The following is a 13,145-nucleotide window of genomic DNA, read 5'->3' as shown; positions in this document are numbered from 1 at the left end:
GCAGCACCGAACAGGAAGCGGTGGAACCCGGCTTCTGCACCGTCGGCCTGATGGCCGACCCGATGAAGATGAACGTCCATACCTACGATGTCGCCGGCAAGCCGGCGAAGCGGCCCTTTCACCTGGCCGTGTTCCGCGACTAGTGAGCCGCCCTCAGCCCTTGAGGAGGCGCGGCCGCCCCGGGGCTTCGACAGGCTTCCCCTGTCGACGCAGGAAGCCGACCAGGACGTCGCGCGCCTCGTCGATCCTGGCCGCGAGATAGGGCGAGCCGCCGGTATCGGGGTCGGCGCCGCGCATCAGGCGACGGTGCGCGGTGTGGACGCTGGTGAGGTCGGCGCCTTCGGTGAGGCCGAGGACGTCGAGGGCCTCACGGATCGTCATGCCTTCCTCGACCTCTGAATCCGGCGAGGCAGATATGTGCCGTTGCGCTGAAGAAATCGGCGCTTCGCGCTTGAGATAGGCTTCGAGCAGGGCCGCCGCGTGCTGCAGCGCCCGTGGATCGGGCGGCGCCGGATCCTGCCAGACCGGCGGCATTTCAAAAGGCTGCGGCTTTCCCCGAAACTGCGCGAACGCAGCCCGCAGCGGCACGAGGATCGCGCGCCATTTCAGGAACGTCGGCACGAGGATCATCGCCGCTCCCAGCAGCATCGCGCCGGCGTACTGCTCGCGCATGATCATCATCACGAGAAGGGGAATGGCCACGATCACGAGCAGCAGCGCCAGCCACCGCAGCGTGCGGACCATCGTCTTGGGATCGGAGTGGAGAAACCAGTCCAGGAACTTCGCCGCCGTGGCGAGCACGGAGAGGCCGAGCACGATGGCGCTGATGATGACGGCGTAGTCCATCGAAGAACTCCTTCGTGGAGAGCCTACTCGCAATGCGGGTCGAAATCAGCGACCTCGACTGCAAATTGCGAATGCGTTTTCTAGAAAGTCGTGCTTAGACTTCGCGCACTTGCAAAGAGGGGAGAGCAGCCGATGTCTGAGCCAACCCGAGAAACACCGACCGCCACGGTTTCTCCCGATGCAGCCGTCCCGTCCCTCATCACCCCGCTCGAACCAGGTACGGCATCGAACGTCCCGGCCGTCAGGAACTCGATCGACGAATTCCTGAAGCGCAACGAAGAGGTCCTCGCGAAGGACCGCGAGGAGTTCGAGGCCTATCTCGTCGCCAAGCACGAGCAGGCCACGCGCAAGGCCCGCGAAGAGGCAGCCAAGCCCAAGGTCAAGACGAAGGTGAGCCGGCGCACGATGCTGAACGTCGCCGTCGGCACCGCCGCCGCCGCAGAAGTTGCCGTGCTGGGCTACAGCGCCATGAACGGCGGCTCCTCTTCGGACAACGGCGTCATCAGGGCCGCCGGCACCGGCGCGCAGCAATCGCCGATCACCCGCGAAGTCGTCGACTCGCGCGCCGACATCCGGGGCCAGAGCCTCGGCAACTGGGTCGCGCTGCTGCCGACCAAGATGGGCGGCGGCACCTACGCGATCGATCTCAACTCCAATCGCGTGCTGGGCTCGATCTGGTACTGGAACTACGGCGACTACAACCCGATCAGCCATCATCTCTGCGCCTTCCCGAGTTCCGATCCCACGCACGGCTTCGAATTCGTCAACTCGACCCAGGGCGGCCAGAACTCCCTGATCTACGGCATCCCGACCAACGTGACGGCGGAGAACGTGCCGGGCGGCACCAACATCTATCGCGTGCGCTATGACGGCACGCAGATGCAGATGATCGAGAACGTGTCGGAGACGACCGGACTCGGCCTCGGCGTGCACGTCACCGTCAATCCGAAGGACGCCCAGTCCTATTTCGTGACCGACGGCCAGAAGGACATCGCCGCCTGCTTCGATCGCACCACCTCGAAGGTGAAGGCGGCGCTGCGCTTCGACTGGACGCCGAATGTCCCTGAATTGCGCGAGGCCTGGATCAAGGGTGGCACGCTCACCATCAAGAAGATCTATCCCGACGAGAAGACCGGCCTCTACAATCTCCGCGGCACCAAGGGCAACAAGATCGATTGGGAAATGGTGCCCATGGGCGAGCTGTTCGTCGAGGAAGGCTCGCTGCCCGGCGAGGCGCCGCTGACGCTCACCGGCGCCGACGGCACGATCTGGCATCCCGAGGGCCGCTGGGCCGCGACGGTCGTGCGCCTGTGCGGCGGCATCTGCATCCTCGATCCCGAAAAGAACTTCGAGCCGGCCGCCTTCCTGCAGTTCAACAAGGATTCGCAGGACCAGTACAAGGTCGAGCAGATCGACAAGGACACGTGGCAGGTCGTGTTCGACAAGATTCACTCGCCGGGACACGAGATCGGCTTCTCGCCCGACGGCAAGTTCCTCGTGATGATGAACAACCTGCGGGAAAACAACTGCTCGATCTTTTCCTGCAGCGATCCCGACCCGACCAAGTGGCGCAAGGTGGCGCATGTCGAGGATCCGCTGTGGCGCGGCAAGTATCCCAACCCGTTCCACATGGTCTTCTCGATGGACAGCTCGAAGCTGTACCTGTCCATCCTGCATCCCTCGCCCGCCTACAGCGGCATCATGGTGATCGACACCAAGACCTGGACCATCAAGAAGGAGATCCAGGGCATCGGGCCCGACCTGCAGACGCCGGCCATCACCTACGACGGCAAATACGTGCTGACGCCGTTCAGCGGCTTCCAGCGTCAGTCGAGCGGCATCTCGGTGATCGACACCTCGACCGACACATTGGTCGGCATCCTGCCGAGCAACGGCGGGCACCATGACTGCGTGATCATCCCGACCAAGCTGGAGCACATGAAGCACACGCGCTCCTGTACGCTTTGAGGCTGCTCGCCAGCCTGGCGCTGCAGAATCTCGGGCGCCGCAAGGCGCGCAGCCTCCTGCTGATCATGGCCGTGGCGGTGGCCAGCGGGGTCGTCTTCACCGGCGCGACCCTGATGCGCAGCATCGACAGCAGCATGGCCGTGGGATTCACGCGGCTGGGCGCCGACATGATGGTGGTGCCCGAAGGCGCGCTCACCAACATCACCGCGGCGCTGCTCACCGTCGAACCGACCGATCTCGTGCTCGACCAGGACCTGTTCGCCCGGGCCGGCATCGCCAGCGTGAGCCGGGCCGCGCCGCAGAAGATCGCGCGGGTCGAGCATTCGGGAATCGGCAGCCATCACGACTCGGTCGATCTCATCGGCTTCGATGCCGCGCTGGACTTCACCGTGCGCCCCTGGCTGGTCGAGAAGATCAATCGCGACATGAGGCCGGGCGACGTCATCCTGGGGGCGGCGCGGGCCGCGCCCCTCGGCTCCGAGCTGCTGATCTTCGGCAAGGCGCACACGGTCTATGGACGGCTGGGAAAGACCGGCGTCGGCACGCACGAGCGCGGCGTCTTCATGACCTTCGACACGCTCGAAGCCCTGGCCGGTTCTATTCATGGTCATGGGCACGGCCATGGCGGCGGTCCGCCCGCCGTCCTGCAGAAGGGCAAGGTGAGCGGCTTCCTCGTCGAACTGGCGCCGGGCGCCACGCCGCTGCAGGCGCGCTTCGCCATCCTCTCGACCCTGAAGGGCGTCAAGGTCGTGACCGGCGATTCGACCATGAGCGGCATCCGCCAGGGGCTGGCCGCACTGCTGAACGGCATCCTCGCCCTGATGGTGCTGATGTTCGCCAGCACCGCCCTGATGGTCAGCGTTCTGTTTTCGGCGATCGTCACCGAACGGCGCGGCGAGCTCGGCCTGCTCAAGGCGATCGGCGCCCGGCGCGGCCAGATCGTCGGCATGATGGTCATCGAGGCGGTGATCGCCACCGGCGCCGGCGGCGTGCTGGGCGTCGCGCTGGGCGTCCTGGTGATGCGCCTCTACGAGCGGTCGCTGGTCTACTACCTCGAGAATATCGGCGTGCCCTTCGTCTGGCTCGACGGGCCGCGCATCGTGATCGTCGCGGTGGCGGCGGTGGTGATGGCCTCGATTATCGGCGCGCTGGGCTCGCTCTATCCCGCCTGGCGCGCCAGCCGGCGCGATCCCTACGATCTCGTGCGCGGGGAGGGCTAGGCGATGCTCACCTGCCGCGGCCTGCGCAAGGATTACGTCACCGAACGCGGCGAGGTGGCGGCGGTGGCCGGCATCGACCTCGAGATCGCGGCCGGCCGTTACGCCGCGATCATCGGGCGGTCGGGATCGGGCAAGTCGTCCCTGATGGCGATGATCGGCGGTCTCAGCCGGCCGTCGCAGGGCCAGGTGACGGTCGACGGCACCGACATCTGGAGCCTGTCGGAGAACGCGCTGGCGGCGTTCCGCAACAAGCGCATCGGCTACGTGTTCCAGTTCGCCAGCCTGCTGCCCACGCTGCGCCTGGTCGACAATGTCGCGCTGCCGGCGATGCTGGGCGGCGGCGCCAGATCGTCCACGACCTATGCCCGGGCGGCGGCGCTGCTCGGCCAGATGGGGTTGGGCGACTATCTCGACGCCTATCCGTCCGAGGTTTCGGCCGGTGAGCAGCGGCGGGCGGTGATCGCCCGCGCCCTGATCAACGAGCCGGCGCTGATCCTGGCCGACGAGCCGACCTCGGACCTCGACGAGCAGACCGAGATCGAGATCATGGACGAGCTGCTGGCGGTCAATCGCGAGCGCGGCACGACCCTGGTCCTCGTCACGCACAATCTGGCGCTGGCCGAACAGGCCGAGCAGATCGTGCACATCGCCCACGGCACGCTCGTGCCATGAGCGTGCCGTCTTCCGAGCAGGACAAGGACGCGCTGGTCGCCGATCTGCGCCGGCAGCTCGGCGCCGCCCAGTCCGAAGTGCGCGTGCTGCGGCGACGGCTGGGCGCCGCAACGCCGGTCGAGACTCCGCAGGCGCAGGGCGGCCTGCTGAACGAGCTGCGCGAGGCAGCGCCGCGCAAGGTCGATGTGCCCGGCAGCGTCGCCGTGAAGCTCGGCCGCCGCTTCGATCTCTGGCGTTCGCCGGTGCTGGTCGGGCTGGTCATGCTGCTGCTGACGGGCTTCGCGATCGATGCCGGCGTCGGCCTCTACCAGGAGCGCGCGCTGCGCGAGGCGCGCCACGCTCGGCTGCTGCTCGAAAATACCGCGACGCGCTCGCTCTATGTCGAGCTGAAGGGGATTTCCTACGAGCCCGACGGCAAGTCTTATCGCATGACGCTCTTCCTGCAGAATGTCAGCCCGGCGGGACCGCTCTACGTCATGCTGAATGCCGTCGCGGTCTACGTGCAGGCGGGCATGGTCTGGCAGCAGGTGCCGTCACGCCCGGCCGAGGGCGTGAGCTGGGGCGTGGTGAAGGTCGTGGACGGCTACACGTTCGACGTCCTCTTCACGCCCGACGTCCAGAATTGGGCCGAGCTGATCCCCGGCTACATGCATGTCCGCATCCAGTCGGACCTGCTGGTCAGCGAGAAGGCCCAGCCGGGCAACGACGTCGTCGAACGGCGGACCCCCTACTATGTCTATCTGAAGCCGCACGGCGCCAACGACGAGGACATCAAGGCGCGCAGCAAGTCGACCCGCACGCCGCCGATCTTCATCCCGATGCCACCGCATTGAGTGGGAAACGACGGAGCTACTGTCTCTTGTCATCGCGAGCGGGGTAACCCCCGCTCTGGAGCGAAGCGAAGAATCTAACGCCCGCTACGGGGTACTTCGGTCGTTCCGTTAGGTCCTTCGCTGCGCTCAGGACGACAGGCGTTACCGCTTGCGTGACGCCTTCTCGGCGATGCCGGAGAGGCCTTCGCGGCGGGCGAGTTCGTCCCACACCGACTTGGGCTTCACGCCGACGGCGGCCCACAGGGTGAGGAGGTGGTACAGCATGTCGGCACTTTCGGCGATCAGCTTGGGCTTGTCGCCCTGGATGCCTTCGATCAGCGCCTCGACCGCTTCCTCGCCCAGCTTCTTGGCGATCTGCTGGCGGCCGCGGCTGAACAGGCGGGCGGTGTAGGAGGTTTCCGGGTCGGCGCCCTTGCGGCTGTCGATCACGAGATACAGGCGATCGAGCACATGCTCGTCGACCGTAACAATGCTCGGCCGCTGGGGCTTCTTGGCTTTTTTCTTCTTCGCCATCCGGGAACTCCGTCGCCTCGGGGGACAGGCGATCGAAAACTTGAACGCGCCTCTTGAACGGGCGTCCGGAACATTACGCGAAAACTATGCGGCGCGCGAGATTTGTCGTACCGGAACGCCGGCGCGCGCGAGATGTTCCTTCGCCTGCACGATGGTGAATTCACCGAAGTGGAAGATCGAGGCGGCGAGCACCGCCGAGGCGCCGCCCTTCGTCACGCCGTCGACCAGATGATCGAGCGTGCCGACGCCGCCCGAGGCCACCACCGGCACCGGCACCGCATCCGACACGGCGCGCGTCAGGTCGAGGTCGAAGCCCGACTTCGTGCCGTCGCGGTCCATCGAGGTGAGCAGGATTTCGCCGGCGCCCGACTCCGCCATGCGGCGCGCCCAGTCGATTGCATCGAGGCCGGTGCCCTTGCGGCCGCCATGGGTGAAGACTTCCCATTTGCCGGGACCGCTGCTGCGCGCGTCGATCGCCACGACGATGCACTGGTCGCCGTATTTCTCGGCCGCTTCGCGCACGAACTCCGGCCGCGCCACGGCGGCCGAGTTGATCGAGACCTTGTCGGCGCCGGCCAGCAGCAGGCGACGGATATCCTCCACCTGGCGCACGCCGCCGCCCACCGTGAGCGGCATGAAGCACTGCTCGGCCGTGCGGCCGACGACGTCGAGGATGGTGTCGCGGTTCTCGTGGCTGGCTGTGATGTCGAGGAAGGTGAGCTCGTCGGCGCCGGCGGCATCGTAGATCCGCGCCTGCTCGACCGGGTCGCCGGCATCGCGCAGGCCGACGAACTGCACGCCCTTCACGACGCGGCCGTCCTTGACGTCGAGGCAGGGGATGATGCGAACCTTGAGCATCGAGCCGCTACTCGCCCTTCAGCACGCTGATCGCGTCGGGCACCGTCACGCGACCGTCATAAAGCGCGCGGCCGACGATGGCGCCGATGATGCCGAATTCCTCGGTCGGCCGCAGCTCGCGCAGATCGTCGAGCGAGCTGACGCCGCCCGAGGCGATGACCGGCGTCGTGAGATGCTGGGCGAGGGTGACCGTGGCATCGACATTGACGCCGCCCATGGCGCCGTCGCGATCAATGTCGGTGTAGATGATGGCCGCGACGCCGGCATCCTCGAAGCGCAGGGCGAGATCGAGGGCGCGCACCGTGCTCTGCCGGGTCCAGCCGTCGACGGCGACCATGCCCTCGCGGGCGTCGATGCCGACCGCAATGCGGCCCGGCCACTGCTTGCAGGCGGCCTTCACCAGGCCCGGTTCCTTGACCGCGATGGTGCCCAGGATGATCCGCTGCACGCCGGCGTCGAACCACTGCGAGATGCTCTCGATGGTGCGGATGCCGCCGCCCAGTTGGGTCGGTACCTCGACGTCCTTCAGGATGCTCTCGACGGCCGCGCGGTTGACCGGATGGCCCTCGACCGCGCCGTTCAGGTCGACCAGATGCAGCCATTCACAGCCGGCATTGGTAAACGCCTTGGCCTGGGCGGCCGGGCTGTCGTTGAACACGGTGGCACGCTGCATGTCGCCGCGGAGAAGGCGCACGCACTTGCCGTCCTTGAGGTCGATCGCGGGGAAAAGGATCATGGCGGCGCGGCTTTAGCGCGTTGCGGGCAGGGACGCCACCCCCCGGCCGGCTCGCCTGGACGATCCGCGCCGCCAGCCCCTGCCGATGCCCAGGATCCCGCCGATCAGGCGGCCAATGTGGAACTTCGTCCAGATGTCGGCGGCGGGAAAGCTGGGACGCGCTTTCATGGCGCTCCAATAGCGCGCCAGCGCCGGGCGTTTGGGGATCTCGTCGCCGAGACCGGCGAACTCCATGCGTCCGAGGAATACGGTCCAGACGACGTCGGCGACTCCGTAGGCCGGTGGCACCAGCACCGCACGGCCATCGCGCAGTGCCTGCTCGAGCCGGTCCATGAAGCCGATGGCCTCAATGCGGCGCCGCTCCGAAAGCTTCACGACAGCGTCCGGCTCGAAGGTGGCGACGCGCCGGGCGAAGACTGCGGCGCGCGCTTCGTAGACGGACGCGAGATCGGGATTTCGGGCGGCGTGCGCGAGGAGTTGGCGGCGCGCCGCTTCCAGTCGCTTCGGAATCATGATCCGGGCCAGCGGATTGCGGGCGAGAATGCCGCCGAAGGTCAGTTCCTCGATCGGATAACCATAATGGAGGTCGATCCAGTCTTTCGACTGGGCGTCGGTCGCGGCGCCGAGCGCATACTCCGCGATGTCGCGACTCTCGATCAGGACGCGGTCGGCCAGCTCCAGCGTCGGCACGGTCATCCCGGGATTGATCCGCACATAATCCGGCTGCTGCTGGCCCAGCCGGTAGTGAATGTCGACGAAGACGCGCTCGTAGGCGATGGCGCCCTCGGCGAGCGCGAGGCGCGCGATCATCGAATAGTAGGAGGACGGCGTCTGATAGAGGCGGGGTCTGGCGCCAGCGAACTCTGTCATGACCGCTCACCCAGGATGAAGGAGCAGCAACCTCGCAGGACGCCGCTCGTCGGGCAACCGGCGTCGCGTTTCCTTTTGCGACAGCCGACGCTAGTCTTCGGCATGACCCGTTACACCCCCGACCTTCTCGCCGCGGACCTGGCCGACCTCACCGCCATCCGTCGCGACATTCACCGTCATCCCGAAACCGCCTTCGAGGAGGAGCGGACCGCGCAGATCGTGGCCGACAAGCTCACCTCGTGGGGCCTCAAGGTGCATCGTGGCCTCGCCACGACCGGCGTGGTCGGCACGCTGAAGGGCAACCGGCCGGGCCAGAAGACGATCGGCCTGCGCGCCGACATGGATGCGCTGCACCTGCAGGAGAAGAACGACTTCGACTACGCCTCGACGATCCCGAACAAGATGCATGCCTGCGGCCATGACGGGCATACGACGATGCTGCTGGGCGCGGCCAAGCAACTGGCGGCGGCGCCGGACTTCGCCGGCACCGTGCATTTCATCTTCCAGCCGGCCGAAGAAGGTCTCGGCGGCGCGCGCGTGATGATCGAGGAAGGCCTGTTCGAGAAGTTTCCCTGCGACGTGGTCTACGGCATGCACAACATGCCGGGCTTCCCGGTCGGCCACTTCGCCATCCGGACCGGCGCCATGCTGGCTTCGTCCGACAGCTGGGAGGTCGTGTTCAAGGGCACCGGCGGCCACGGCGCCATGCCCGATCGCGGCACCGACCCGACCTTCGTGGCGGCCCAGTTCATCGTCGCGGTGCAGGGCATCGTCGGCCGCAACGTGCCGTCGAGCCAGGCCGCGGTGCTGAGCGTCGGCCATATCGCGGCCGGCACGCCGGGCTCGCCCAATGTGATCCCGTCGGAAGTGCTGATCCGCGGCACCGCCCGCAGCTTCTCGGCCGACGTGCGCAACCTGCTGGAGCGGCGGCTGGCCGAAGTCGCGGCGGGCATCGCCCAGGCCGGCGGCTGCGAGGCCGTCTCCAAGTATCACCGCCGCTATCCCGCGCTGGTCAACGCCGCCGAGCAGACCGCGGTCGCCGTCGAGGCTGCGGCGCTGACGGTCGGTCGCGAACATGTCGAGGCGAACACGTCACCGCTGGCTGGCGCCGAGGATTTCGCCTTCATGCTGGAGAAGAAGCCGGGCGCCTACATCATGATCGGCAACGGCGGCGCGGGCGAGGGCGGCTGCCAGAACGTGCATTCGCCGCTCTACGACTTCAACGACCAGATCCTGACGACCGGCGCAGCCTACTGGATGAACCTCGTCCAGCTCGAGTTGGGCGACGCCGCCTAAAAGGGATCGGTCTTTCTTCAGCGCTCCCGGACATCGCAAGGCGATGTCCTGACGCTCGCCGGCCGAGCTTCGCTCGGCCTAGTGGTGGTCGAAAGACCACCCGGCATCCGGCTGGTCCCAGTTGATGCCGTCCTGGACGTGCAGGACGACATGGGTGTCGGCGGCGAAATCATAGACGGCCGCGCTTTCGTGCATCGTGGCGGCCTGGTCGCTCGCCGGCAGCATCACGCCGTCGGACAGGTCGCTCAGCACGACCAGAGCGTCGTCGCCGATCGGGGGCAGCATGTCAGTGACCGTACCCGGCCCGCCATCGACGAAGATCTCGCCGGGCTCTCCGAACAGCCGGTCGAGCGGCGCCCCGTAGGATACCGTTTCGGCACCGGCGTCAGCCCAGCGCGAGGCCGGCAGGGCGTAGATCGGCAGATCGCTGCGGTCGAATTCGACGAGATCGGCGCCGACGACGAAAAGCGGGTCGGCCGAGCTGTCGGAAGGATCCGAATGGCTCATGGAAAAGACTTTCGTACTTAAGAATTCAAATAATGCTTCAAATCTAGCAAACAAGCTGTTGAGAATAAAGGGAGAGCGTTCGAAACAAGGAATCTTCGGCTATTGCAGAGCCTTGGGTTAACGGCGCGAGTGGCCTAGGGTGCCGCCGATTTTGAATCATCCGTGTTTGGGGGAATCGATGAACGGAGCTGAAAGTCTGGTCCGCACCTTGGTCAAGGGCGGCGTCGAAGTCTGTTTCGCCAACCCCGGCACCTCCGAGATGCACTTCGTCGGCGCGCTCGACCGGGTCGAGGGCATGCGCTGCGTGCTCGGCCTGTTCGAAGGCGTCTGCTCTGGCGCGGCCGACGGCTATTACCGCATGACCGACAAGCCGGCCTCGACCCTGCTGCATCTCGGTCCCGGCCTCGCCAATGCGGCGGCCAACCTGCACAACGCCAAGAAGGCGGGCTCGGGTGTGGTCAACATCGTGGGCGAGCACGCGCTCTATCACATCAAGTACGACACGCCGCTGACCGCCGACATCGAAGGCATCGCGCGTCCCTTCTCGCACTGGGTGAAGACCTCGCCGACGTCGAAGACGGTGGCCGGGGATGGCGCGCTGGCCATCCAGGCCGCCAACGTGGCGCCGGGCCAGATCGCGACCCTGATCCTGCCGGCCGACACCGCCTGGGGCGAAGCCGACGGCCCGGCCGAGACGCCCGCCGCCCCGGCGCCGGACAAGCCCTCCCAGGAGACGGTCGTGGCCGCGGCCAAGGCGCTCAAGATGCCGGGCGCGATGCTGTTCATCGGCGGCCGGGCCCTGCGCGCCCGCGGCCTCGAACTGGCCGGCAAGATCGCCGCCAAGACCGGCTGCAAGGTCCAGGGTGCCGGCGGTACGGCGCGCATCGAGCGTGGCGCTGGCCGTATTCCGGTCCTGCGCCTGCACTTCGTGGTCGAGAATGCGCTGGCCCAGCTCAAGGGCACCAAGCAGATGGTGCTGTGCGGCGCCAAGGCGCCGTTCGCCTTCTTCGCCTATCCCGGCAAGCCGTCGGTCCTGTCGCCCGACGATTGCGAGATCTCCACGCTCTGCCCGGTCGAGGGCGATCCGATCGGTTCGCTGGAGGCGCTGGCGATGGAACTGGATGCGATGAACGTGAAGCCGGAGGGCATCGCCCAGCCGAGCCGTCCGGAGCGTCCGACCGGCAAGTTCACGCTCGACGGTCTCGGCCAGGCGCTGGGTGCCACGATGCCGGAAGGCGCCATCGTGGTCGACGAATCGGTGACGACGGGTCGCGGCTTCTTCCCGTTCAGCGCCGGCGCGCCGCCGCACGACTGGCTGAACAACATGGGCGGCTCGATCGGCTTCGGCGGTCCCGTCGCCGTCGGCGCGGCCGTGGCCTGCCCGGACCGCAAGGTCATCTGCATGATCGGCGACGGTTCGGCGATGTACACGATCCAGTCGCTGTGGACGATGGCACGCGAGAATCTCGACGTCTGCGTGATGATCTTCTCGAACCGCTCCTACAACATCCTCTACAGCCAGCTGGCCGATGTCGGCGCCGCCAACCCCGGCCCGCGCGCCATCGACATGCTGACCCTCGACCGCCCGACCCTGCAGTTCACCGATCTGGCGAAGGGCATGGGCGTGGCGAGCGGCAAGGCGACCAACCTGGACGAGCTCACCAAGCAGCTCACCTACGCCATGGCGCACAAGGGTCCGTACCTCATCGACGTGATCATGTAGGGATCGCCCCGGAAGCATCATGGAAGAAGCCCGCCGACGCACGCTGCATGGCCGTCGACGGGGCAAGAAACTGCGGGCCGGGCAGCAGTCGCTGCTCGACACGCTGCTGCCTCGCCTCGAAGTCGCCCTGCCGGCCGAACCCATCGTCACGCCCGACAACGAGGTTGCCGAAAGCGCCGCGAAGATCGATCTCGCGCAGGCTTTCGGCGGCACGCTGCCGGCCGAGGGCGTGTGGCTGGAAGTGGGCTTCGGCGCCGGCGAGCATCTCGTCTGGCAGGCCGAACAGCATCCGAACGTCGGCCTGATCGGCTGCGAGCCCTACATCAACGGCGTCGCCAAGTGCCTGGCGCATATCGAGCGGACCGGCGTGTCGAACGTCCGGCTGTTCACCGACGACGCCCGCTTCGTGATGCAGGCCCTGCCGCCCGGGTGCCTGTCGCGCGCCTTCGTGCTGTTTCCCGACCCGTGGCCCAAGACGCGCCATCACAAGCGCCGCTTCGTGCAGCGTTCCAACCTCGACGTGCTCGCCCGGTTGATGAAGCCGGGTGCCGAGCTGCGCCTCGCCACCGACGATCCGAGCTACCTGCCCTGGATGGTCGAGCATGCCTGTCGCCATGCAGACTTCGAGTGGCTGGCCGAGAGCCCGGCCGACTGGCGCGGCCGCCCCGCCGACTGGCCGCCCACACGCTACGAGCAGAAGATGCTGGCGGGCCACAAGCCGGTCTTCCTTCGGCTGAGACGGCGCTAGCGACGCCGCTGAAAGACGCCAGGTGCCTTCCTCCCCAATCAAATGCAGGAGTGTCCGGGGAAAGATTGAAGAGTTCCGGCAAATCGCCAGCAGCGGCAACGACACGTTACAATCCAGGGAGTGTCCGACTCAGGACCCCGAGTCTGGTCCAGCCGGCCCTATTTGTACCCACTTTGACATCCCGAGCGCAGCGAGGGACCTTTGTCGGTGGCTCTAAAGGTCCCCCTGAATTCACAAACGAAGTGCAACACCAGCTTAGGGTGTTGCAATGGGCGAACAATACGACCAGCTCAGTCTTGAAGAGCGCGGCAAGGTTGCCGAGCTACACCAGGCCGGCCATTCGATCCGCCAAGTC

At 66.8% G+C, this 13,145-nt stretch carries 13 protein-coding genes; 7 read left to right on the top strand and 6 right to left on the bottom strand.

The annotated features are described in order from the left end of the window. Positions 1-153 precede the first annotated feature (153 nt). Positions 154-846, bottom strand: a complete 693-nt coding sequence (locus Q7V45_RS25615; RefSeq protein ID WP_304857184.1) for a hypothetical protein — start codon at positions 844-846, stop codon at positions 154-156. Positions 847-978: 132 nt separating this feature from the next. On the opposite strand from Q7V45_RS25615, the gene Q7V45_RS25610 reads away from it, so the two are divergent. The 4 genes from Q7V45_RS25610 to Q7V45_RS25595 are packed head-to-tail and all read left to right on the top strand — an operon-like array spanning position 979 to position 5,539. Then, on the top strand, positions 979-2,814 hold the full coding sequence (locus Q7V45_RS25610) for a YncE family protein (protein ID WP_304857183.1): 1,836 nt from the start codon (positions 979-981) through the stop codon (positions 2,812-2,814). Then, positions 2,811-4,034 carry an ABC transporter permease gene (locus tag Q7V45_RS25605; protein ID WP_304857182.1) on the top strand — a complete coding sequence of 408 codons (1,224 nt, stop codon included), beginning with the start codon at positions 2,811-2,813 and terminating at the stop codon, positions 4,032-4,034. The genes Q7V45_RS25610 and Q7V45_RS25605 overlap by 4 nt, the downstream gene beginning before the upstream one ends. A gap of 3 nt (positions 4,035-4,037) precedes the next feature. Further along, positions 4,038-4,706 (top strand): ABC transporter ATP-binding protein, encoded by a 669-nt coding sequence (locus tag Q7V45_RS25600; protein ID WP_304857181.1) that lies wholly within the window; start codon positions 4,038-4,040, stop codon positions 4,704-4,706. Next, positions 4,703-5,539, top strand: coding sequence for a hypothetical protein (locus Q7V45_RS25595; RefSeq protein WP_304857180.1), 837 nt, complete (start codon positions 4,703-4,705; stop codon positions 5,537-5,539). The genes Q7V45_RS25600 and Q7V45_RS25595 overlap by 4 nt, the downstream gene beginning before the upstream one ends. Positions 5,540-5,680: 141 nt before the next feature. On the opposite strand, the gene Q7V45_RS25590 is transcribed toward Q7V45_RS25595, so the two are convergent. The 4 genes from Q7V45_RS25590 to Q7V45_RS25575 form a co-directional block, all read right to left on the bottom strand. Then, positions 5,681-6,052 (bottom strand): phosphoribosyl-ATP diphosphatase, encoded by a 372-nt coding sequence (locus Q7V45_RS25590; RefSeq protein WP_304857179.1) that lies wholly within the window; start codon positions 6,050-6,052, stop codon positions 5,681-5,683. Positions 6,053-6,136: 84 nt separating this feature from the next. Continuing rightward, positions 6,137-6,910: an imidazole glycerol phosphate synthase subunit HisF gene (hisF, locus tag Q7V45_RS25585; protein WP_304857178.1), complete on the bottom strand. Its 774-nt coding sequence runs from the start codon at positions 6,908-6,910 to the stop codon at positions 6,137-6,139. Between the two features lie 7 nt (positions 6,911-6,917). Next, on the bottom strand, positions 6,918-7,646 hold the full coding sequence (gene hisA / locus Q7V45_RS25580) for a 1-(5-phosphoribosyl)-5-[(5-phosphoribosylamino)methylideneamino]imidazole-4-carboxamide isomerase (RefSeq protein WP_304857177.1): 729 nt from the start codon (positions 7,644-7,646) through the stop codon (positions 6,918-6,920). A 12-nt stretch (positions 7,647-7,658) separates the two neighbouring features. Beyond that, positions 7,659-8,516: a glutathione S-transferase family protein gene (locus tag Q7V45_RS25575; protein WP_304857176.1), complete on the bottom strand. Its 858-nt coding sequence runs from the start codon at positions 8,514-8,516 to the stop codon at positions 7,659-7,661. Positions 8,517-8,618: 102 nt separating this feature from the next. Here Q7V45_RS25575 and Q7V45_RS25570 point away from each other — a divergent pair, with 102 nt between their 5' ends. After that, the gene (locus Q7V45_RS25570) at positions 8,619-9,812 is read left to right on the top strand and encodes a M20 aminoacylase family protein (RefSeq protein ID WP_304857175.1); all 1,194 of its coding nucleotides are present in this window, start codon (positions 8,619-8,621) and stop codon (positions 9,810-9,812) included. Between the two features lie 78 nt (positions 9,813-9,890). Here Q7V45_RS25570 and Q7V45_RS25565 read toward each other — a convergent pair whose 3' ends face one another. Further along, positions 9,891-10,319 (bottom strand): hypothetical protein, encoded by a 429-nt coding sequence (locus Q7V45_RS25565; RefSeq protein WP_304857174.1) that lies wholly within the window; start codon positions 10,317-10,319, stop codon positions 9,891-9,893. A gap of 178 nt (positions 10,320-10,497) precedes the next feature. Between Q7V45_RS25565 and Q7V45_RS25560 the strand changes: the two genes are divergently transcribed. Together Q7V45_RS25560 and trmB are read left to right on the top strand one after the other, a co-directional pair. Continuing rightward, positions 10,498-12,042, top strand: coding sequence for an acetolactate synthase large subunit (locus tag Q7V45_RS25560; RefSeq protein WP_304857173.1), 1,545 nt, complete (start codon positions 10,498-10,500; stop codon positions 12,040-12,042). A 19-nt stretch (positions 12,043-12,061) separates the two neighbouring features. After that, positions 12,062-12,790, top strand: a complete 729-nt coding sequence (trmB, locus tag Q7V45_RS25555) for a tRNA (guanosine(46)-N7)-methyltransferase TrmB (RefSeq protein ID WP_304857172.1) — start codon at positions 12,062-12,064, stop codon at positions 12,788-12,790. The last annotated feature ends 355 nt before the right edge of the window (positions 12,791-13,145 follow it).

The organism is Reyranella sp., assembly GCF_030651995.1.
In the GTDB taxonomy this organism is placed as follows: Bacteria; Pseudomonadota; Alphaproteobacteria; order Reyranellales; family Reyranellaceae; genus Reyranella.
Note: the sequence above shows the minus strand (reverse complement) of the source record. Positions and strands in the feature narration are given on the sequence as shown.

What these genes read in the sequence shown, in the direction of transcription:
- Q7V45_RS25615 (WP_304857184.1), bottom strand. Translation starts at nt 846, where the DNA reads ATGGACTACGCCGTCATCATCAGCGCCATCGTGCTCGGCCTCTCCGTG.
- Q7V45_RS25610 (WP_304857183.1), top strand. Translation starts at nt 979, where the DNA reads ATGTCTGAGCCAACCCGAGAAACACCGACCGCCACGGTTTCTCCCGAT.
- Q7V45_RS25600 (WP_304857181.1), top strand. Translation starts at nt 4,038, where the DNA reads ATGCTCACCTGCCGCGGCCTGCGCAAGGATTACGTCACCGAACGCGGC.
- Q7V45_RS25595 (WP_304857180.1), top strand. Translation starts at nt 4,703, where the DNA reads ATGAGCGTGCCGTCTTCCGAGCAGGACAAGGACGCGCTGGTCGCCGAT.
- Q7V45_RS25590 (WP_304857179.1), bottom strand. Translation starts at nt 6,052, where the DNA reads ATGGCGAAGAAGAAAAAAGCCAAGAAGCCCCAGCGGCCGAGCATTGTT.
- hisF (WP_304857178.1), bottom strand. Translation starts at nt 6,910, where the DNA reads ATGCTCAAGGTTCGCATCATCCCCTGCCTCGACGTCAAGGACGGCCGC.
- hisA (WP_304857177.1), bottom strand. Translation starts at nt 7,646, where the DNA reads ATGATCCTTTTCCCCGCGATCGACCTCAAGGACGGCAAGTGCGTGCGC.
- Q7V45_RS25575 (WP_304857176.1), bottom strand. Translation starts at nt 8,516, where the DNA reads ATGACAGAGTTCGCTGGCGCCAGACCCCGCCTCTATCAGACGCCGTCC.
- Q7V45_RS25570 (WP_304857175.1), top strand. Translation starts at nt 8,619, where the DNA reads ATGACCCGTTACACCCCCGACCTTCTCGCCGCGGACCTGGCCGACCTC.
- Q7V45_RS25565 (WP_304857174.1), bottom strand. Translation starts at nt 10,319, where the DNA reads ATGAGCCATTCGGATCCTTCCGACAGCTCGGCCGACCCGCTTTTCGTC.
- Q7V45_RS25560 (WP_304857173.1), top strand. Translation starts at nt 10,498, where the DNA reads ATGAACGGAGCTGAAAGTCTGGTCCGCACCTTGGTCAAGGGCGGCGTC.
- trmB (WP_304857172.1), top strand. Translation starts at nt 12,062, where the DNA reads ATGGAAGAAGCCCGCCGACGCACGCTGCATGGCCGTCGACGGGGCAAG.